The 19,308-nt window shown below is 60.6% G+C and carries 16 protein-coding genes; 9 read left to right on the forward strand and 7 right to left on the reverse strand.

Features of this window, described 5'->3' with window-relative positions; all coding sequences use genetic code 11:
* Nucleotides 1-45: 45 nt before the first annotated feature.
* Nucleotides 46-705 (reverse strand): Pr6Pr family membrane protein, encoded by a 660-nt coding sequence (locus ACA062_RS27200; RefSeq protein ID WP_497453801.1) that lies wholly within the window; start codon nt 703-705, stop codon nt 46-48.
* Between the two features lie 2 nt (nt 706-707).
* Nucleotides 708-938, reverse strand: a complete 231-nt coding sequence (locus ACA062_RS27205) for a VF530 family protein (RefSeq protein WP_007944895.1) — start codon at nt 936-938, stop codon at nt 708-710.
* 390 nt (nt 939-1,328) lie between these two features.
* Here ACA062_RS27205 and ACA062_RS27210 point away from each other — a divergent pair, with 390 nt between their 5' ends.
* From ACA062_RS27210 to cmoB, 9 genes are all read left to right on the forward strand, one after another.
* The gene (locus tag ACA062_RS27210; protein ID WP_497453802.1) at nt 1,329-2,711 is read left to right on the forward strand and encodes a carbohydrate porin; all 1,383 of its coding nucleotides are present in this window, start codon (nt 1,329-1,331) and stop codon (nt 2,709-2,711) included.
* 283 nt (nt 2,712-2,994) lie between these two features.
* Nucleotides 2,995-5,406 (forward strand): glucose/quinate/shikimate family membrane-bound PQQ-dependent dehydrogenase, encoded by a 2,412-nt coding sequence (locus ACA062_RS27215; protein ID WP_497453803.1) that lies wholly within the window; start codon nt 2,995-2,997, stop codon nt 5,404-5,406.
* 539 nt (nt 5,407-5,945) lie between these two features.
* Entirely contained in the window at nt 5,946-6,308 is a 363-nt protein-coding gene (locus ACA062_RS27220) for a DUF6124 family protein (RefSeq protein ID WP_497453804.1), read from the forward strand.
* A gap of 234 nt (nt 6,309-6,542) precedes the next feature.
* Complete coding sequence (gene lon, locus ACA062_RS27225; protein WP_497453805.1) at nt 6,543-8,960, forward strand: endopeptidase La; 2,418 nt, start codon at nt 6,543-6,545, stop codon at nt 8,958-8,960.
* 249 nt (nt 8,961-9,209) lie between these two features.
* Nucleotides 9,210-9,668: a hypothetical protein gene (locus ACA062_RS27230; protein ID WP_497453806.1), complete on the forward strand. Its 459-nt coding sequence runs from the start codon at nt 9,210-9,212 to the stop codon at nt 9,666-9,668.
* Between the two features lie 186 nt (nt 9,669-9,854).
* Complete coding sequence (locus ACA062_RS27235) at nt 9,855-10,247, forward strand: protease inhibitor I42 family protein (RefSeq protein ID WP_497453807.1); 393 nt, start codon at nt 9,855-9,857, stop codon at nt 10,245-10,247.
* A gap of 2 nt (nt 10,248-10,249) precedes the next feature.
* Nucleotides 10,250-10,894: a lysoplasmalogenase gene (locus ACA062_RS27240; RefSeq protein ID WP_497453808.1), complete on the forward strand. Its 645-nt coding sequence runs from the start codon at nt 10,250-10,252 to the stop codon at nt 10,892-10,894.
* 150 nt (nt 10,895-11,044) lie between these two features.
* Complete coding sequence (gene cmoA, locus ACA062_RS27245; RefSeq protein WP_497453809.1) at nt 11,045-11,824, forward strand: carboxy-S-adenosyl-L-methionine synthase CmoA; 780 nt, start codon at nt 11,045-11,047, stop codon at nt 11,822-11,824.
* Entirely contained in the window at nt 11,821-12,777 is a 957-nt protein-coding gene (gene cmoB / locus ACA062_RS27250; RefSeq protein ID WP_497453810.1) for a tRNA 5-methoxyuridine(34)/uridine 5-oxyacetic acid(34) synthase CmoB, read from the forward strand. The genes cmoA and cmoB overlap by 4 nt, the downstream gene beginning before the upstream one ends.
* Nucleotides 12,778-12,918: 141 nt before the next feature.
* On the opposite strand, the gene tadA is transcribed toward cmoB, so the two are convergent.
* The 5 genes from tadA to ACA062_RS27275 form a co-directional block, all read right to left on the reverse strand.
* On the reverse strand, nt 12,919-13,416 hold the full coding sequence (gene tadA / locus ACA062_RS27255; protein WP_154993364.1) for a tRNA adenosine(34) deaminase TadA: 498 nt from the start codon (nt 13,414-13,416) through the stop codon (nt 12,919-12,921).
* Nucleotides 13,416-14,792: a multicopper oxidase family protein gene (locus ACA062_RS27260; RefSeq protein ID WP_497453811.1), complete on the reverse strand. Its 1,377-nt coding sequence runs from the start codon at nt 14,790-14,792 to the stop codon at nt 13,416-13,418. The genes tadA and ACA062_RS27260 overlap by 1 nt, the downstream gene beginning before the upstream one ends.
* A 250-nt stretch (nt 14,793-15,042) precedes the next feature.
* Nucleotides 15,043-15,333, reverse strand: a complete 291-nt coding sequence (locus ACA062_RS27265; RefSeq protein WP_497453812.1) for a PTS sugar transporter subunit IIB — start codon at nt 15,331-15,333, stop codon at nt 15,043-15,045.
* Nucleotides 15,326-17,863, reverse strand: coding sequence for a phosphoenolpyruvate--protein phosphotransferase (gene ptsP, locus ACA062_RS27270; protein ID WP_497453813.1), 2,538 nt, complete (start codon nt 17,861-17,863; stop codon nt 15,326-15,328). Before ptsP ends, ACA062_RS27265 begins: the two co-directional genes overlap by 8 nt.
* A 157-nt stretch (nt 17,864-18,020) precedes the next feature.
* On the reverse strand, nt 18,021-19,244 hold the full coding sequence (locus ACA062_RS27275; RefSeq protein ID WP_497453814.1) for a maltoporin: 1,224 nt from the start codon (nt 19,242-19,244) through the stop codon (nt 18,021-18,023).
* Nucleotides 19,245-19,308: the final 64 nt, after the last annotated feature.

Consider the following 19,308-nt stretch of genomic DNA (forward strand, 5'->3'; position numbering starts at 1 on the left):
AACCCTGTGGGAGCGGGCTTGCCCGCGAAGGCGATTTCAGCATCGCTACAGGTCTGCCCCCCTGCCAAGTCGCCCCTGCCATCGATCCAACGCGATCAACAACAATCCAATCCCCACAAACCCCACCAGCAACCCACCGGCATTGATAAACACCTGTGGATAACCCAGCTTCTCGACATTAACGAACGGATACGGATAAGCCGCCAGCAGATGCCCACGCAGCAGCGCATAAGCGAAGTACACCAGCGGATAGATCAACCACAACGCGATGTGCCGTAGACGCAAGGTGCCTTTGGGCACGCAGCACCACCACCAGCCCAGAAACAGCAGCGGCATCACATCATGCATCAACTCATCAGCCAGGAACTGCCAGCCTTCGGGGTGCCATAAATGGCGCAACAACAGGCTGTAGCCCAGGCCGACCAGGGCGATACTCACCGCAACTGCACTGCTCACCCCCGGCTGCAAAAACCAGCGTCGCGCCGCCGACTCGCGGGACGTCAGCTCACACGTCAGCACAGTGGCCACCAGCGTGTTGGTCAGTACGGTGAAATAGCTGAAGAAACTCACCAACCCGCCGAGCAGGCTGGCTTCGATACTCCAGCGCAGGTAAAGAATCAGGTACAGCTGAATGCTCAATCCCGCCCAGCCGAGGAAGGCAGCCACGGCCACAAAGCGACGCCGCGCGGCAGACGGGCTGACCATGTTCAGACCGGACGCTTGGTGCGCATCAACTTCACATACAATCGTTCGACTTTCTCCCGCGCCCACGGGGTTTTGCGCAGAAAGGTCAGGCTCGACTTAATGCTCGGGTCGCTCTTGAAGCAGCGGATATCGATGCGCTCGGCCAGCCCCGACCATTCGTAGTGCTCAACCAGGGCATTGAGGATCTGCTCGAGCGTCACGCCGTGCAGCGGGTTGTTGTTCTGTTCGGTCATGCCAGGCCTTCGAGCGAAGTAGGAATTGGAAGCCGCGCACCTTAGCCGAGGGCTTCATCCGGGGAAAGCGATCTGTGCGCTATCTCATAAATGTAGGCGAACCTGTAGGAGCTGGCTTGCCAGCGAAAGCGGTGTGTCAGTTGATATATGTGCTGGCTGACATGGCGCTTTCGCTGGCAAGCCAGCTCCTACAGGGTATCTTCGGTGGATATTGGATTTGTGTATCCGCCGACTGTTACCGAATCCGAAAGGATCCATGTCAGTAAAAGCCCTTTCTCTATTTGTAACAGGACATTATCCTTACACCCGCCAAGCTGGAACGCTTCTGCCGCCCGCTTCATCCCTGCTGCTTTCCGTTCATCCCAGAAAAAGATCAAGAATTCCTTCTCTATGCCTTATTTTCAATCTTCGCGAGACAGCGCTGTCTGCACGACTGTTGCCAGTCGAAAAGCCCTGAACATAATGGGCGGTTTCGCCATTTTAAGCCTCGCGACCTGCGTCCATGCGGCCCCGGCTTTCGACAGTGACTCGCCATGGATGCTCGGCGACTGGAATGGCACGCGCACCGAGCTATCGGCAAAAGGCTACGACTTCAAAGTCGATTACACCGGTGAAATGGGCAGCAATCTGCACGGCGGCTATGACCACGATCGCACCGCCCGCTACAGCGATCAGTTCGGCTTCGGCACCCACCTGGACCTGCAGAAGATCCTCGGTTGGGACGATGCCGAATTTCAGCTGACCATCACCGAGCGCAATGGCAACAACATCAGCAACGACCGGCTCAACGACCCACGGGTCGGCGGCTTCACCTCGGCCCAGGAAGTCTGGGGCCGTGGCCAGACCTGGCGCCTGACGCAGATGTGGTATCAGCAGAAATTCTTCGACCAGAAGCTCGACATCAAGGTTGGCCGCTTCGGCGAAGGCGAGGACTTCAACAGCTTTCCCTGCGATTTCCAGAACCTGGCGTTCTGCGGCTCCCAGGTCGGCAACTGGGTCGGGGGCATCTGGTACAACTGGCCGGTCAGCCAGTGGGCGATGCGGGTCAAATATCACCTGACACCGGAGCTCTACGCGCAAGTCGGCGCTTACGAGCAAAACCCGTCGAACCTGGATCGCGATAATGGTTTCAAGCTCAGTGGCAGTGGCACCCAGGGTGCGATCTTGCCCGTGGAGCTGGTGTGGTCGCCAAAGCTCAATGGCCTGCCGGGTGAATACCGCGCCGGTTATTACTACAGCAACGCCAACGCGACCGATGCCTACAAGGACAGCAATGGCCAGCCGGCTGCCCTGAGCGGCGAGGCTTACCGCAGCGCGTCAAGCAAGCATGGCGTGTGGCTCGGCGTGCAACAGCAACTGACCAGCCGCGCCAGCGACCACTCCCGCGGCTTGAGCGTGTTCGCCAACGGCACGATGCATGACAAGAAGACCAATGCCATCGACAACTATGTCCAGGCTGGTGTCGTCTACAAAGGCCTGTTCGATGCCCGCACCAGGGACGACATCGGTTTTGCCGTCGCTCGAGTTCACGTCAACCCGGCCTATCGCAAGAACGCCGAGGCGACCAATCAGGCTCGCGCGGTATCCGATTACGACGACCCGTCGTTCCTGCCGCCGCAAGACACCGAATACAGCGCCGAACTCTATTACGGCGTGCACGTCACGAACTGGCTGACCGTGCGCCCGAACCTGCAATACATCCGCCACCCCGGTGGCGTGGACCAGGTCGATGACGCGCTGATTGGCGGGATCAAGATCCAGTCGTCGTTCTAACCAACACCACCCCCCTGTAGGAGCTGGCTTGCCAGCGAAGGCGGCGTGTCAGCCAGCACAGATTTCAACTGACACACCGCAACCCTGTAGGAGCTGGCTTGCCAGCGAAGGCGGCGTGTCAGCCGGCGCAGATGTCAGCTGATACACCGCTTTCGCTGGCAAGCCAGCTCCTACAGGGGGCCCCATTCAACCGAACCATTTTCATATGAACCCTGCCCGCACAGGATCGTCATCTACAGTGAACTTGCGCGGGATTACTTAAAACGTCACGGAGAACCACACTATGAGCACTGATGGTGCTTTGAGTCGAAGCCGTCTGCTGCCGAGCCTGCTCGGCATCCTGCTTCTGCTAATGGGCCTGGCCATGCTGGCCGGGGGGATCAAGCTGAGCATGCTCGGCGGCTCGCTGTATTACCTGCTGGCCGGTATCGGCCTGGCACTGACCGGCGTGCTGCTGATTGCCGCGCGCCGCGCTGCCCTGGGCCTGTACGCACTGGTGCTGTTCGCCAGCACCCTGTGGGCCTTGTGGGAAGTCGGCCTCGACTGGTGGCAACTGGTGCCGCGCCTGGCCATGCTGTTTGCACTGGGCCTCGTCATGCTGCTGCCGTGGTTCCGTCGTCCGCTGTTGCGCACAGGCGCTGCGCCAATGGGCACCGGCGCGCTGAGCGTGGCCGTGGTGCTGGCGGGCGTTGCGGCACTGGCCAGCCAGTTCACCAACCCCGGTGAAATCAAAGGCCAACTGGACCGCGACAGCGTGCCGGGCATGACCAACACCGCCCCGGCCATGCCCGACGGTGACTGGAACTCCTATGGCCGCAGCGCCCACGGCGATCGTTACTCGCCACTGGCCCAGATCACCCCGCAGAACGTGAACAAACTGGTACCGGCCTGGACCTATCGTACCGGCGACCTGCCAGGGCCGAACGACCCGGGCGAAACCACTGCCGAAAACACCCCGCTGAAAGTCAACGGCATGCTCTACGTGTGCACGCCGCACAGCCAGGTGATCGCCCTGGACCCGGACACCGGCAAGGAAATCTGGCGTTTCGATCCGAAGCTCTCCACGCAAAACGCGCAGAACTTCAAGGGTTGGGCGCACATGACCTGCCGTGGCGTGACCTATCACGATGACGCCGTCTACGCCTCCGAGCAGAGCCCGACCGGCACGGCCAGCACGACGCCCGTCAGCACCGTCTGCCCACGTCGCATCTTCCTGCCAACCGCCGATACCCGCCTGATCGCCCTCGACGCCGACACCGGCAAGATGTGCGAAGACTTCGGCGACAAAGGCCAGGTCGATCTGCGCGCCAACATCGGCGGCTTCACCGCCGGCGGTTACTATTCCACCTCGCCGCCTGCGGTCACCAAGGATCTGGTGGTGATTGGCGGCCACGTCACCGACAACGTCTCCACCGACGAGCCCAGCGGCGTGATCCGCGCGTTCGACGTGCACACCGGCAAGCTGGTGTGGAATTGGGACAGCGGCAACCCGGACGACACCACGCCGATTGCCGCAGATGAGGTCTACACCCGCAACTCGCCGAACATGTGGTCCATGTTCGCCGTCGACGAAAAGCTCGGCATGCTCTACCTGCCGATGGGCAACCAGACCCCGGACCAGTTCGGTGGCGATCGTACGCCTGAATCGGAACTGCACGCCGCGGGCCTGACCGCCCTCGATATCGCGACCGGCCAGGTGCGCTGGCACATGCAGTTCACCCACCATGACCTGTGGGACATGGACGTCGGTGGCCAGCCAACCCTGATGGACCTGAAAACCGCCGAGGGCGTGAAGCCGGCAGTACTGGCGTCCACCAAGCAAGGCAGCATCTACGTGCTGGACCGCAGCACCGGCAAGGCCATCGTGCCGATCAACGAAGTACCGGTGCCACAAGGTGCTGTCGAGGGTGACCATACCTCGCCGACCCAGCCGAAGTCCGAGCTGAACCTGATGCCGCCACCGCTGCAAGAGCGCGACATGTGGGGCGTCACCCCGTTCGACCAACTGATCTGCCGGATCGACTTCAAATCCATGCGCTACGACGGCCCGTTCACCCCGCCATCGCTGCAGGGTTCGATCGTTTACCCAGGCAACTTCGGCGTGTTCGACTGGGGCGGTATCTCGGTTGACCCGGTACGTCAGATCGCCTTTGTGAACCCTAGCTACATGGCGTTCAAATCGACCATGATCCCGGCGACTGAAATCGCCGCCCAAGGCCCGCGTAAAAGCGAAACCGAAGGCGTGCAGCCGAACAAAGGCGCGCCGTATGGCGTGGTCCTGGAAGCACTGCTGTCGCCCATGGGCCTGCCGTGCCAGGCACCGGCCTGGGGTTACGTAGCCGCGATCGACCTGACCACCAGCAAAACCATCTGGAAGCACAAGAACGGCACCGTGCGCGACAGCGCGCCGGTTCCGATCCCCCTGAGCATGGGCGTCCCAAGCCTGGGCGGGACCTTCACCACCGCCGGTGGCGTGGGCTTCCTCAGCGGTACGCTTGACCAGTACCTGCGTGCTTACGACGTGAAAAACGGCAAGCAACTGTGGGAAGGCCGCCTGCCCGCCGGCGCGCAAACCACGCCGATGACCTACACCGGCAAGGACGGCAAGCAATATGTGCTTGTGGTTGCCGGCGGTCACGGGTCGCTGGGCACCAAGCAGGGTGACTATGTGATTGCGTACAAACTGTCCGAGTAAGTTTTAGCGGCAGTCAAATCAAAGGCGACTCCCGTGAGGGGGTCGCCTTTTTTGTGTCTGATGCAATCCCCGCCACACCCCCAAGTCCCTGTGGGAGCGAGCTTGCTCGCGATGACAATCTAACATTCAACAATGATGTCGACTGATACACCGCTATCGCGAGCAAGCTCGCTCCCACATTTTGATCGAGTCGGCCTGAAAAAATTTGCGTACGTCCTACAGAATTAGCGGATGCCAGAGAGGATTCCGACATGCCCTATCGGTTGTCGTGTCGGAAGTCGGGAGGATAGGCTTTGGAAGTCGCTGCACATCAGCGATCGGGCGTCGCGGCCCGAATTAGCTTACTTGGTGCATAATCACCCGCCCCAACCGACAATCCTTCAATGCTTGTCGTTTGGCCTTATGGTGGCTGTGCGTGGGATACCTTCGGGTATGCCGGGTTTTCCAAGTGGCTCGGTCCGCGAACCTGCGCACAGCTGCCACCTTTGATTGCGTCGCGGCGATCAGTGGCAGCTCCATTACCTACTTGGAGTTTCACCATGTTCAAACAAACCGCGAATCCCCCCGAAACCGACGCCGTTTCCCCCTGCGAATCCGCCGACTCAAACAAACCCAACGATGCCGCCGAACACGCCCTCGATGTCCATTTCCCGTCTATGGCCGACATCAAAGCCACCCCGCGCACGCCCAGCACCCTGTTCACAGTGGACCCAGCGGCCACGACCGAAACCCTCGTGGTTTATCTGGTCGAGACGCTGGCCTCGGTCGATGTGATGGTCCATCACCTGGTGGACCACCTGGACGGTGGGTCGCGTAATGCCCTGCTGGGTATTTCAAACAGCATCATGCTCGCGGAGATCACGGCGAACCGCGTTCTCGATCAAATCGATCCTCCCCGGTAAACACCGTGGTCTGTGGCGAGGGAGCTTGCTCCCGCTGGGTTGCGAAGCGACCCAAAAAAACGGGACGGCTACGCCGTCCAGCGGGAGCAAGCTCCCTCGCCACAATTAAGCGCTGCGTATTGCGCAATAATCGGACGCGTCCTGCACACTCCAATACCTTGAATTAACTGCGACCATTGAAACCACCCCCCACCTGCCCCATCTAAGACCCATAGTCCATTGCGCAGGTGCCCCATGAGCGACCAGCAAGAATTCCCTGAAAACCCCAGCGAATACGCCGACCCGGAGAACGTTGAACATCATTCCACCGGCAAAGGCCTCGCCCTGCCAGGGCAGAATCTGCCGGACAAGGTCTACATCATCCCGATCCACAACCGCCCGTTCTTCCCGGCCCAGGTACTGCCGGTCATCGTCAATGAGGAACCCTGGGCTGAAACCCTGGATCTGGTGAGCAAATCCGACCACCACTGCCTGGCCCTGTTCTACATGGACACGCCCCAGGAAGACCCGCGTCACTTCGACACCTCGGCCTTGCCGCTCTACGGCACGCTGGTCAAGGTGCACCACGCCAGCCGCGAAAACGGCAAACTGCAATTCGTCGCCCAGGGCCTGACGCGCGTACGTCTCAAGACCTGGCTCAAGCACCATCGCCCGCCGTACCTGGTGGAAGTCGAATACCCGCACCAGCCCACCGAGCCGACCGACGAGGTCAAGGCCTACGGCATGGCGCTGATCAACGCGATCAAGGAGCTGCTGCCGCTCAACCCGCTGTACAGCGAAGAGCTGAAGAACTACCTCAATCGCTTCAGCCCCAACGACCCGTCGCCGCTGACCGACTTCGCCGCCGCCCTGACCTCGGCCACCGGCAGCGAGCTGCAAGAAGTGCTCGACTGCGTGCCGATGCTCAAGCGCATGGAAAAAGTCCTGCCGATGCTGCGCAAGGAAGTCGAAGTCGCACGCCTGCAGAAAGAGATTTCCGCCGAGGTTAACCGCAAGATCGGCGAACATCAGCGTGAGTTCTTCCTCAAGGAACAGTTGAAGGTCATTCAGCAAGAGCTGGGCCTGACCAAGGACGATCGCAGTGCCGACGTCGAACAGTTCGAGCAACGTCTGGAAGGCAAAGTGTTGCCGGCCCAGGCGCAGAAACGCATCGACGAGGAAATGAACAAGCTGTCGATCCTCGAGACCGGTTCGCCCGAGTATGCCGTCACCCGCAACTACCTCGACTGGGCGACCTCAGTGCCGTGGGGCGTGTACGGCGAAGACAAACTCGACCTCAAGCACGCGCGCAAGGTGCTGGACAAACACCACGCCGGCCTCGACGACATCAAGGATCGCATCCTCGAATTCCTCGCAGTCGGTGCCTATAAGGGCGAGATCAGCGGTTCCATCGTGCTGCTGGTGGGTCCGCCTGGCGTGGGCAAGACCAGCGTCGGCAAATCCATCGCCGAATCCCTGGGCCGGCCGTTCTACCGCTTCAGCCTCGGCGGCATGCGCGACGAGGCCGAAATCAAGGGCCATCGCCGCACCTACATCGGCGCGCAGCCGGGCAAACTCGTCCATGCGTTGAAAGACGTCGAAGTGATGAACCCGGTGATCATGCTCGACGAGATCGACAAGATGGGCCAGAGCTACCAAGGCGACCCGGCCTCGGCACTCCTGGAAACCCTCGACCCGGAACAGAACGTCGAATTCCTCGACCACTACCTGGACCTGCGTCTGGACCTGTCGAAAGTGCTGTTCATCTGCACCGCCAACACCTTGGACTCGATCCCCGGCCCGTTGCTGGACCGGATGGAAGTGATCCGCCTGTCGGGCTATATCACCGAAGAAAAGATCGCCATCGCCAAGCGTCACCTGTGGCCCAAGCAGCTTGAGAAAGCCGGTGTGTCCAAAGGCAGCCTGGCCATCAGCGACAGCGCGTTGAAAGCCTTGATCGACGGCTACGCCCGTGAAGCCGGGGTGCGCCAGTTGGAAAAGCAACTGGGCAAACTGGTGCGCAAGGCGGTAGTGAAGTTGATCGACGAGCCGAAAGCGGTGATCAAAATTGCTCCCAAGGACCTCGAAGCCTCCCTCGGCCATCCGGTGTTCCGCAACGAGCAGGTGCTGTCAGGCACCGGCGTTATCACGGGCCTGGCCTGGACCAGCATGGGCGGCGCGACCTTGCCGATTGAAGCCACGCGCATTCACACGCTCAACCGTGGCTTCAAGCTCACCGGGCAACTGGGCGACGTGATGAAAGAGTCGGCGGAAATCGCCTATAGCTACGTCAGCTCCAACCTGAAGTCGTTTGGCGGTGATCCGAAGTTCTTCGACGAGGCCTTCGTCCACCTGCACGTTCCGGAAGGCGCTACGCCCAAAGATGGCCCGAGTGCCGGCGTGACCATGGCCAGTGCCCTGCTGTCCCTGGCCCGTAATCAACCGCCGAAGAAAGGCGTGGCCATGACCGGCGAGTTGACGCTGACCGGGCATGTCCTGCCGATTGGCGGGGTGCGCGAGAAAGTGATTGCGGCGCGGCGCCAGAAGATTTTTGAGCTGATCCTGCCGGAGCCGAATCGTGGCAGCTTTGAAGAACTGCCGGACTATCTGAAGGAAGGGATTACCGTGCATTTCGCCAAGCGTTTTGCGGATGTGGCGAAGATTCTGTTCTGACAGAGATGTAGCGCCTATACGATCGCCATCGCGGGCAAGCCCGCTCCCACAGGGATCTATGAGAGCCCTTTGGAGCGGGTTTGAACGCAAAACTGTCGCATAATAAAGTGCATGACTCATATGTGCCTATAGAACAGATTTTTTATCGCGACTTCGTATAAAAACCTGACAGAAATGACAGTATGAAAACAGCCGCACCTTTCGTTACAGTCTCATTTCGAGAAATTTTCTATCGTAAGGTGAAACAATATGCCGCCTCGCAACCAAACAAAGTCCGTCGGTTATTTCTTGGCAAAACGCAACAACATCGTAATATTCAACAGCACCCAGGTTATTGCGAAACACGACGGCCGCCACCTGCACTTCGAAAGCATTGTAAACCTAGGACAGCCGGACCAAGAGGTTTTTTACTTGCTTATTGAAAAAACCACTTCGAGTGGAGAAAAACAGTTTAAGCCTGGCGGAGAATTATTCAGCGTTAATTACTTGATGAGCAAAGGAGATATGTCCGCCTATAGCGGAACGTTCAATGCCGACCTCGACCAATCGACTGAAAACTACCGATTAAGTTTCGACTTGAAGTTTGTCGACGACACCGAGAACAGCATTGAAGGGAAATTTCATATTACAGGCACCCACTCAACTCTAAAACACACCCTTCAACAAATGAATCATCTCTCACGACCCTCTATAAAAAAGCCAACATAAAACAACCGTACACACTGGAAATTCCGTTAATTATTGAAGGTGATATCCACTTCACCAGCTAAACGATGTCTATCTTACTACCAGAGCCTCAGACGCCCACACAAGTCGTCTCCAGAGCTCTGGTCACAATTTGTCTCATCTTCAGCTATGCTCGCCGTTCGTCGTGAATGCTGGAGCCGCTGCCCTATGTCCCCCACCCGCCTGTTGGTCCCCCTCGCCCTCGCCTTGCTGACCGCTTGCGCCACGCAACCTGCAAAAAACGTGACCGTGGAAAAACAAGGCGCATGCCCGGCGAAACTGCACAACGGGCAGACCCTGATTCTAAGCCTGCCCAGCAACCCGACCACGGGTTATCGCTGGGCAATCCAGGACTCCGCCGGTGGCGTGTTGCGTGCACTGGGCCCTGAGGTTTACAGCAATCCGGAAGATGCCGGCGTCGTCGGCGCTGCCGGGGTCTCGACCTGGCGCTTCCAGGCCTTTGCCAACGGTACCGGACGCCTGCGCCTGACCTCACAGCAGCCTTGGGCACCGGAAGTGTTGCCGGTGGAAACCTTCGATTGCGCCATCTCGGTTAACTGACCGTGGGCTGGCTGATTCTGGCGCTGATGGGGGCGGTGACCTTCCTCTACGGCCTCAGCGTGCACGCCGCCTTGCTGTGCCTGCTGGTGAAGCCGTTGCCGGTATTGGCTTTGCTCGGCTGGCTGCACGACGCTGTGCCCAGCGAGTATCGACGCTGGATCAGCCTTGGATTGATGTTCTCCCTGCTCGGCGATGTGCTGCTGGCGTGGCCGGGGGATTTGTTTGTGTTCGGTCTCGGGGCGTTTCTGCTGGCCCACCTGACTTATCTGAAAGCTTACTTGAGCGATTGCCGGCGGTTGGCGGCAGTGCCGCTGATCCTGGCCCTGATCGTCGGTGCAGCACTGCTGGGGGTGCTGATTGCTCACGGGCTGGGGGCATTGCTGATCCCGGTGATCATCTATGGCTTGGCCATCACTGCAATGCTCTGGAGGGCGCTGGCTCGACTCGGCAGCGACGTGCCCAAACGCTCGGCGCTGCTGGCGGCGGCGGGCGCGGTAGCGTTTGTGTTCTCGGACAGCGTGATTGGCATCGATCGTTTTGTCGCGCCGTTCCATGCCGCGCCATACGTCATTATCCTCAGCTATTGGCTGGGGCAATGGGCAATCACAGCCTCGGCGTTCACTCACAAACCGCGTTCAACCGTTTAAAAGATCGCAGCCTTCGGCAGCTCCTACAGGGATCAGGTACATCCGCATAATTGTGGTTGTACCCGCAGTGTAGGAGCTGCCGCAGGCTGCGATCTTTTGATTTTGCGGTTTATCAGACAACCCGCGCATCCCCCCGTCAATTTGGCTAAAATGCCGGCCTTTTCCACCCAAGCCGCTGGAACCGCCGTGAGTAAAGACCCCGATCGCCTTTTCGCCCAGCCTTTGGCCCAGGTGCCTGACTTCGCCTTCAATGAGGACGTGGTGCGGGTGTTCCCGGACATGATCAAGCGCTCGGTGCCGGGTTATCCGACCATCGTTGAAAACCTCGGCGTGCTGGCCGCGCAGTTCGCACAGCCCAACAGCGTGCTCTACGACCTGGGCTCGTCCCTCGGTGCCGTGACCCAGGCCTTGCGCCGCCATGTGCGCACCGACGGTTGCCGGGTGATCGCTGTGGATAACTCCGCGGCGATGGTCGAACGCTGCCGCGAGTATCTCAACGGCCAGGACTCGATGTTCCAAGAGCTGCTGCCCGTCGAAGTGATCGAAGGCGACATCCTCGCCCTGCAATTCCAGCCAGCCTCGGTGGTGGCGCTGAATTTCACCCTGCAATTCATCGCCCCGGAGCAGCGCAGCGCGTTGCTGTCGCGCATCCGCCAGGCGCTGCTGCCCGGCGGCGCGCTGATCCTTTCGGAAAAGCTGCGTTTCAACGATCCCGAAGAACACGCGCTGCTCACCGACCTGCATGTGGCCTTCAAACGCGCCAACGGCTACAGCGAACTGGAAATCGCCCAGAAGCGCAGCGCCATCGAAAACGTCATGAAGCCCGACAGCCTCGAAGAACACCGCGAGCGCCTGCTGGCGGCCGGGTTCTCGAAAGTCGTGCCATGGTTCCAGTGTCTTAACTTTGCCTCGTTGATTGCCTTGCCATGATCGATCTGTCCCCCCTCGCCCGCCGACTGGCCGGTACCCCGCTGGCTGACTGGGCCAACACCCTGCAGGCGCAACTCGACAAGAAAATGGAAAAGGGTCATGGCGACCTGGAGCGTTGGCAGAGTGCGCTGGACGCCTTGCCGAAGATCCAGCCGAGCGAAGTCGACTTGTTGAACGGCTTGAAGCTGGACACCGATTGCGACGTTGAGACCCGCGTGCAGATGCGCACTGCGTTGATGGGGTTGTCGCCGTGGCGCAAAGGGCCGTTCGATCTGTTTGGCGTGCACGTCGACACCGAATGGCGTTCGGACTGGAAATGGTCGCGGGTTGCACCACACCTGGACTTGAAGGGCAAACGCATCCTCGATGTCGGCTGCGGCAACGGTTATTACATGTGGCGCATGCTCGGCGCCGGTGCCGCCAGCGTGATTGGCGTCGACCCCAACTGGCTGTTCTTCTGCCAGTTCCAGGCGGTGCAGCGTTACTTGGCCGAGCCGAATGCGTGGCACTTGCCGTTCCCGTTCGAAGATCTGCCGCCGAATCTTGAAGGGTTCGACACGGTGTTTTCCATGGGTGTGTTCTATCACCGCCGCTCGCCGATCGAACACTTGCTGGCGTTGAAGGATTGCCTGGTCAAAGGCGGTGAACTGGTACTGGAGACGCTGGTGATCGAGGGCGATCGGCAGCAGGTGCTGGTACCGGAAGACCGGTACGCGCAGATGCGTAATGTGTGGTTCCTGCCGTCGGTGCCGGCGCTGGAGTTGTGGTTGCGGCGTGCAGGGTTCAGCGATGTTCGCTGTGTGGACGTCAGCACAACCAGCGTTGAGGAACAGCGTGGGACGCAATGGATGAAGTATCAGTCGCTGAGCGACTTCCTGGATCCGCAAGACCACAGCAAGACGATTGAAGGCTTGCCGGCGCCGATGCGGGCTGTAATCGTCGCCCGCAAGTAAAACCCAATTTCCGCCCCACTGGAGATCCCCTGTAGGAGCGAGCTTGCTCGCGATGAACTTGAAGGTGGCGCGGTAAACCAGACAGGACGCGTCATCGTTCACGTCCATCGCGAGCAAGCTCGCTCCTACAAGGGCTCGGTGTTAGTCTGCTGGTTTGGCTCTTCGGGCCTTGAAGAACTCGCTTAGGGCCGCCCCGCACTCCTCCGCCAACACCCCGCCTTCAAACAGAACCCGGTGATTCAAAAAGCCCTGGGTAAAAAACTGCCCCTGGCTCTGCACAATTCCGGCTTTCGGCTCTAAAGCGCCATACACCACCCGTGCAATCCGCGAATGCACGATCAGACCGGCGCACATGCTGCACGGTTCAAGCGTCACGTAGAGCGTGCTGCCCGGCAAACGGTAGTTGCTCGCGGCCTGGGCGGCGGCGCGGATCGCGACCATCTCGGCGTGGGCGCTGGGGTCGTTGCCGCTGATCGGGCAGTTGAAACCGCGACCGATGATCTCGCCGTCCTGTACCAGCACCGCGCCCACCGGCACTTCGCCCAGCGCTGCGCCTTGGGCGGCGAGCGCCAGGGCTTCACGCATAAAATCACGATCACGGCTGCGATCAATGATCGCCACGGGACGAATCTGACGCATCACGCCACCTCTATGGCGGCCATCAGGCCGGTTTCCATATGATCGATCACATGGCAATGGAACATCCACACCCCCGGATTATCCGCCACCAGCGCCACCTGGGCGCGTTCGTTCTTGCCCAGCAGGTAGGTGTCGGTGAAGTACGGAATCACCTTGTGCCGGTTCGAGGCGATGACCTTGAAGCTCATGCCGTGCAGGTGAATCGGATGTTGATACTGAGTCATGTTCTTCAATTCGAAAATGTAGCTCTTGCCCTTTTCAAGCGTGGCAATCGGGCGATCGGCGCAGGTCTTGTCCGTAATGTCCCAGGCCTTGCCGTTGATCTGCCACAGGCTCGGCGGCCTGCCATTGTCGACGTTCACCGACACCGAACCCACCCATTCGAAATTGAAGTTGAGTTTCTCGGCATTGGCCAGGTCCGGCTCGGCCACCGGGTTGGCGGGCAGCGCCGGTGGCCACGCGGTCGGTGCATCGATGTTCGCCACCGAGCGCAACGTGCCCAGGCGTACCGGGCCGTTGCGCAGGGAAAGCTCCTCACCGGCTGGCGGTGCCTTGATCGCCAGGCAAATGCGCATGCCGGGGCCGAGCCAGTATTCCTTGCCCAGTGGCCGCGGCTCGATGGGATTACCGTCCAGCGCGTAGATCTGCGCTTCGACGCCCGGGATGTTGAGGCGGTAAGTCAGGGTGTTATCGAGATTGAGCAGGCGTACCCGGGTGATCTGCCCGGCAGGCAAATCGATCACCGCTTGCGACACGCCATTGATCGTCGACAGGCGCCCTGCCGTGCCGCCACGGGCCGCTTCACGAGGAATGCTGAACGCAACAAAGGCGCCCTCTTCATCGACATGCCAGCTCTTGAGGCTCAAGGTCTTTTCGTATTTGAATCCGGTGGGCTCGCGCTCTTCGATAATCAGTGGGCCGACCAGGCCGCGACCGAGTTCTTCACTGCTGTTCACATGCGGGTGATACCAGTAGCTGCCGGCGTCGGGCACGCGGAATTTATAGTCGAAGTATTCACCCGGCAACACTGGAAGCTGCGACACGTAGGGCACGCCGTCCATTTCCAGCGGCAGGCGGATGCCGTGCCAGTGGATGGTGGTCGCGACCGGCAGGTGGTTGATGAAACGCACCCGCAGCCATTCACCCTGACGCACGCGCAACTCGGTGCCCGGCGCCGACGGACCGAATGCCCAGGCTTGGGTTGTGTGCCCGGCCACCAGCTCGACGTCCAGCGGTGCCGCGATCAGCTCATAGTCGTGGCCCGCGTCGGCGTCGGCCATTTTGCCCAGCCAGTACCGCGACGCGCCCCCCGCTCCGACGCCAACGACAACAAGACCGGCCAGGCCACCGAGGATTTGGCGACGGGTAAAGGACATGAACTCAACTACCTCACGTATCAGCGACAGGCGCGGGGCCTGTAAAAGGCGAATACGATACACCTGCAGATGAGAAACAGTAAGGGTGACCAAGGGCCGCACATCACCCTGTGGCGAGGGAGCTTGCTCCCGCTCGGCTGCGTAGCAGTCGTAAAACGATCCAGCGCGGTGTGTCAGATGGAATGTAGTAGTAGTTTTAGGGCCGCTTCGCGACCCAGCGGGAGCAAGCTCCCTCGCCACAGGAGATTGGTTATGGCTTGAGGCCGGTGATCAGATGCACAACACCGCCGTCCAGCGTCATCAGCCCCGGTATCCCCGCCGCCGTCAAAGCCTGCCGATCCAGCCGCCCCACATCCCGCAATTCCACCCGAACCCGGGTCAGCGCCACGGCCTTCTGCGACTTGAGGTTATCCACTCCGCCCAACGCCGCCACCACGTTTGCCGCCAACCCGGCAACCGGCGGCGCAACCACCTTCGGCTCATCCACCACCAGGTCCGGGGTCAACGCCTTCCAGAACGCCCGCTGCATTTTCTCAAACATTTCCGTTCTCCAGAACCCGTGAAATATCGACCGTCGCCTCGTGGTACAACCGCAGTGCCTCGCGCACCTGCTCGGCGCTGTCCAGTCCCAGCACCTGCTGGGCGATGGCCTGGCAATCCATCAGGTCCACTTCGCGAACCGCGGCCTTGATCGCCGGAATCAACGGCACGCTCACCGACAGTTCATCCACCCCAAGGCCCAGCAATAACGGCACCGCCAGGGTCTCGGACGCCATGGCCCCGCACACACCGACCCATTTGCCGTGGGCATGGGCGGCCTTGACGGTACTGGCGATCAGGCGCAGCACCGACGGATGGAAGCTATCGGCCTGAGCGGCCAGGCGTGGGTGATCGCGGTCCATGGCCAGCGTGTATTGGGTCAGATCATTGGTACCGATCGAGAAGAAGTCCACCTGCGGCGCAAACAGGTCGGCCATCAGTGCCGCAGCCGGCACTTCGATCATGATCCCCAGTTTCGGCAGTTCGTCGAGACCCAATGCCAGTGCCTCTTCCTCCAGCAGCTTGCGGGCCAGTCGTAGCTCCGACAGCTGCGTGACCATCGGCAGCATGATGTGCAGCTGAGCCAACCCGGCGCAGCTCAGAATGGCCTTGAACTGGTCGCGCAACAGCTGCGGGCGCTCCAGGCAAAGGCGAATGCCGCGCATGCCGAGGAACGGGTTGGTTTCGCTGTCCATCGGTACGTAGGCCAGAGGTTTGTCGCCGCCGACATCCAGCGTGCGCACCACCAGACTGCGTGATGGCCCCAGGGCACGCGCGATAGCGCTGTAAGTGCCGGCCTGTTCTTCATGGCTCGGCGCGTGGTTGCGATCCAGATACAGAAACTCCGAACGCAACAGGCCGACGCCCTCGCCGCCCAGGGTCAGGGCCTGCTCGGTCTCGCCCAGCGAAGCGACGTTGGCCGTGACTTCGACGTGATGACCATCACGGGTGCAGGCGGCCAGCGTGGCGTGTGCCAGGACATGCTGATGACGTTGCTCCTGGCGCTGACGATCGACCCGCAGTTGCTCGATGGCCGCCAGTTCCGGGTCCAGGTGCAGCTCGCCCTTGTCGGCGTCGAGCAACACCAGGCTGCCGTTCCTCAACGCCAGTACCTGGGCGGGCAATCCGCAGATCGCCGGCAAACCGGCAGCCCGTGCGAGAATCGCGACGTGACTGGTGGCACCGCCACCGACCGTGGCAAACCCCAGGACCTTGCGGGTATCGAGCCCGGCGGTCTGGGACGGCGTCAGTTGATCGGCGATCAGGATCGCCCCTTCGGGCAGCTCGATCGCTTGATCCTGCACGCCGAGGATCAGCTTCAACACCCGCTGGCCGACATCCGTCAGGTCCGCCGCCCGTTCGGCCAGCAACGCACTGCCCAGGCCCTTGAACAAGGCTGCCGTCGCCTCGGTCGCTGCGCGCCAGGCAAACGCCGCGCTCTTGCCGTCGCTGATCAGCGCATCGGCCTGATCCAGCAGACTCGGGTCTTCGAGCAGTTCCTGATGGGCCTTGAAGATCTCTGCCTGAGCCTCCCCGGTGGCCTGGTCACGCAATTGCTGCAAGGCCCGATTTGCCTCAGCCAAGGCCAGGGAAAGATGCTCGCGCTCAACCTGCGCACCGATGCCGGGCTCGCTGACCTCCAGCGTCTGCTCTGCGACCTGCACCACCTGACCAAAGGCCGAACCCGGTGACGCACACACGCCGCGCAATACCTTCAACGATGAAGGCTCGAGGGTTTCGATTGGCGCTGGCGCCACCACGGTTTCCCCACAGCCCCCGGTCAGCAATGCCGCCAGCGTACTGATCGCCTCTTGCGCATCCCGGCCCGCCGCACTGACTTGAACGATGTCGCCAAAAGCCGTCTGCATCGCCATGATCGCCACCAGGGATTTGGCGTTGGCGCTCTCCTGCTGTTTGTGCAGGTAAATACTCGCCGAAAAACCTTTGGCAGCCTGGGCGAACACGGCGGCGGGACGGGCGTGCAAGCCGTTCGGGTTGGCCAGAGTCACGGGCTCGGAGAACAGCGCCTCGCCTTCTTCCGGCACCGGCTCATCGGCTGTCTGCTCGTCGGGACGCAGGCTCAGCAGCGGCTGGCCACCTTCCACCACACCCGTCTGCGGCGCTAACCAGGTGAAGGGCTCGCCACTGACCACCAGCATCAAGGTCAACAAACTGCGGGCGTTCGAGGCGATGTAATCGGCATCGAACTCGATCAGCGCCTGCCCCGCCTCAATCCGTTGACCTTCCTCCACCAACCGGGTGAAACCCTTGCCGGCCAGGTTCACGGTGTCGAGCCCGATGTGCATCAACACCTGTACGCCATTGTCGTCGGTGATGCCGACGGCGTGCCCGCTGCCCTGCACATTGCTGACCACGCCGGCCATGGGTGCGCACAGGGTCTGCGAGGTCGGATCGATGCACAGACCGTCGCCGATCACGCGGCTCGAGAATACCGGGTCCGGCACTTGGTCCAGCGGCATCAGCACGCCGGACAAAGGTGCCAGCAGCTGCAATTGTTGGGGTGTGGCCATGACGTCACCTGCTGTTTTGTTCTTTATAAAAGGACACTCACGATCTCGCGGCACCCGGGGTAGGAGCTGCCGAAGGCTGCGATCTTTTGATCTTAAGCGCCCCTGATAACGCCAAAAGATCGCAGCCTGCGGCAGCGCCTACACGGTTATTCGGCGTTCAGTCCCACCAGTATTCGACCTGCAACCCGACATTCGCACCGTGTCGCGCCGTGCCAAAGGCGCCGGTGTCCGACAACGCCGACCCCTTTGCCAGCTCATTGGCTGCCCGTTTGGCCGCCTGGTTCCAGCTGGCATAGGTGTAATACACACGCACTTCGGGCCGCGCCCAGAATTCCGGCCCCTTGGGCGACCAGGTCGGGGCGAAGGTGAATTTGCTCAGTTTGCGCGTGCCGCCCGTGGCATCTACCTGATCGTGCCCCAGTTCCGTCACCAGTTTGAACTGCTCGGTGAGCGCATAGGCCGGACGCACACCGAGGGACATCCAGTTCTGATCCCTGCCGTGCGCACGCTTGTCTTTCTGGTAAACCGCCTGGACCTGACCGCCAAACCGCGGCGTCACCTGCCAGTCGAAGAACTCCACCACACGGTAGCTTTTGTTGCTGTCGTCCAGCTTCACGTTACCGGTATAGCCCAACCCGGTGCCCGGGCCTTCACCGTACTGGAAGGCCAGTTTGTTCTTGCCACCCAGAAAACCTTGCTGCACATGCTGGGTGGCGATTGCCCAGCCACGGTGTGCATCGCGACTGTCAGGTTTATCGATGTAGCTCAAGCCAAACTCCAGTGCTCCACCGGGGTTGGTGTCGAAGCCGGCGACATTGAAATCGTGGCGGTTGATGTAGTCCTTCTGGTACAGGTTGTCCTTGCGCGAGAAGGCGTAGCTGTATTTCAGATCGCCGATCAACACGTCCTCGATACCGCCGCCGGTGGCGCTCTGGTTCCAGTAGTAGAAATCGGAAATATGGATATCGTTCCGTTTGTAATAACGCCGACCGGCCCACAGCGAACCACCGTTGAGGCCGGGCATGTTCGACCACTGCGCATATAACTGCGGCATGCGCACCGAACCGGTATCCCCCTTGAATGTCAGGCGGCGGTCGTACTTGTTATACAGAGAGGCCATGCCGTCGACGCTGAGCACCGAACCGTCGTCCAGAGTGAATAGATCCTGACGCAACTCCAGCTCCCCATACTGTTCACATTCGTTGCCCAAACGATATTTGGTTTGGGCACCCGGTAACTGGAAACATGATTGGGAACTGCTGTTGACCGACGTACCGACGCCGCTGCGCAAGTAACCGCCAAACTCCAGGGCCTGCACCGACAGTGGCAATGCCAGGCATACACTCGCGAGCGCAAGACTGCGATTTATTGTTGTTTTCAAGAAGCACCCCATTATTTTTATTGTGTGCAGCCACAAAATCGGCGCGCAAAAATCCCCCGCGCAG

Source organism: Pseudomonas sp. LBUM1679 (assembly GCF_059695565.1).

What these genes read in the sequence shown, in the direction of transcription:
- ACA062_RS27200 (WP_497453801.1), bottom strand. Translation starts at nt 705, where the DNA reads ATGGTCAGCCCGTCTGCCGCGCGGCGTCGCTTTGTGGCCGTGGCTGCC.
- ACA062_RS27205 (WP_007944895.1), bottom strand. Translation starts at nt 938, where the DNA reads ATGACCGAACAGAACAACAACCCGCTGCACGGCGTGACGCTCGAGCAG.
- ACA062_RS27210 (WP_497453802.1), top strand. Translation starts at nt 1,329, where the DNA reads ATGCCTTATTTTCAATCTTCGCGAGACAGCGCTGTCTGCACGACTGTT.
- ACA062_RS27215 (WP_497453803.1), top strand. Translation starts at nt 2,995, where the DNA reads ATGAGCACTGATGGTGCTTTGAGTCGAAGCCGTCTGCTGCCGAGCCTG.
- ACA062_RS27220 (WP_497453804.1), top strand. Translation starts at nt 5,946, where the DNA reads ATGTTCAAACAAACCGCGAATCCCCCCGAAACCGACGCCGTTTCCCCC.
- lon (WP_497453805.1), top strand. Translation starts at nt 6,543, where the DNA reads ATGAGCGACCAGCAAGAATTCCCTGAAAACCCCAGCGAATACGCCGAC.
- ACA062_RS27230 (WP_497453806.1), top strand. Translation starts at nt 9,210, where the DNA reads ATGCCGCCTCGCAACCAAACAAAGTCCGTCGGTTATTTCTTGGCAAAA.
- ACA062_RS27235 (WP_497453807.1), top strand. Translation starts at nt 9,855, where the DNA reads ATGTCCCCCACCCGCCTGTTGGTCCCCCTCGCCCTCGCCTTGCTGACC.
- cmoA (WP_497453809.1), top strand. Translation starts at nt 11,045, where the DNA reads ATGCCGGCCTTTTCCACCCAAGCCGCTGGAACCGCCGTGAGTAAAGAC.
- cmoB (WP_497453810.1), top strand. Translation starts at nt 11,821, where the DNA reads ATGATCGATCTGTCCCCCCTCGCCCGCCGACTGGCCGGTACCCCGCTG.
- tadA (WP_154993364.1), bottom strand. Translation starts at nt 13,416, where the DNA reads ATGCGTCAGATTCGTCCCGTGGCGATCATTGATCGCAGCCGTGATCGT.
- ACA062_RS27260 (WP_497453811.1), bottom strand. Translation starts at nt 14,792, where the DNA reads ATGTCCTTTACCCGTCGCCAAATCCTCGGTGGCCTGGCCGGTCTTGTT.
- ACA062_RS27265 (WP_497453812.1), bottom strand. Translation starts at nt 15,333, where the DNA reads ATGTTTGAGAAAATGCAGCGGGCGTTCTGGAAGGCGTTGACCCCGGAC.
- ptsP (WP_497453813.1), bottom strand. Translation starts at nt 17,863, where the DNA reads ATGGCCACACCCCAACAATTGCAGCTGCTGGCACCTTTGTCCGGCGTG.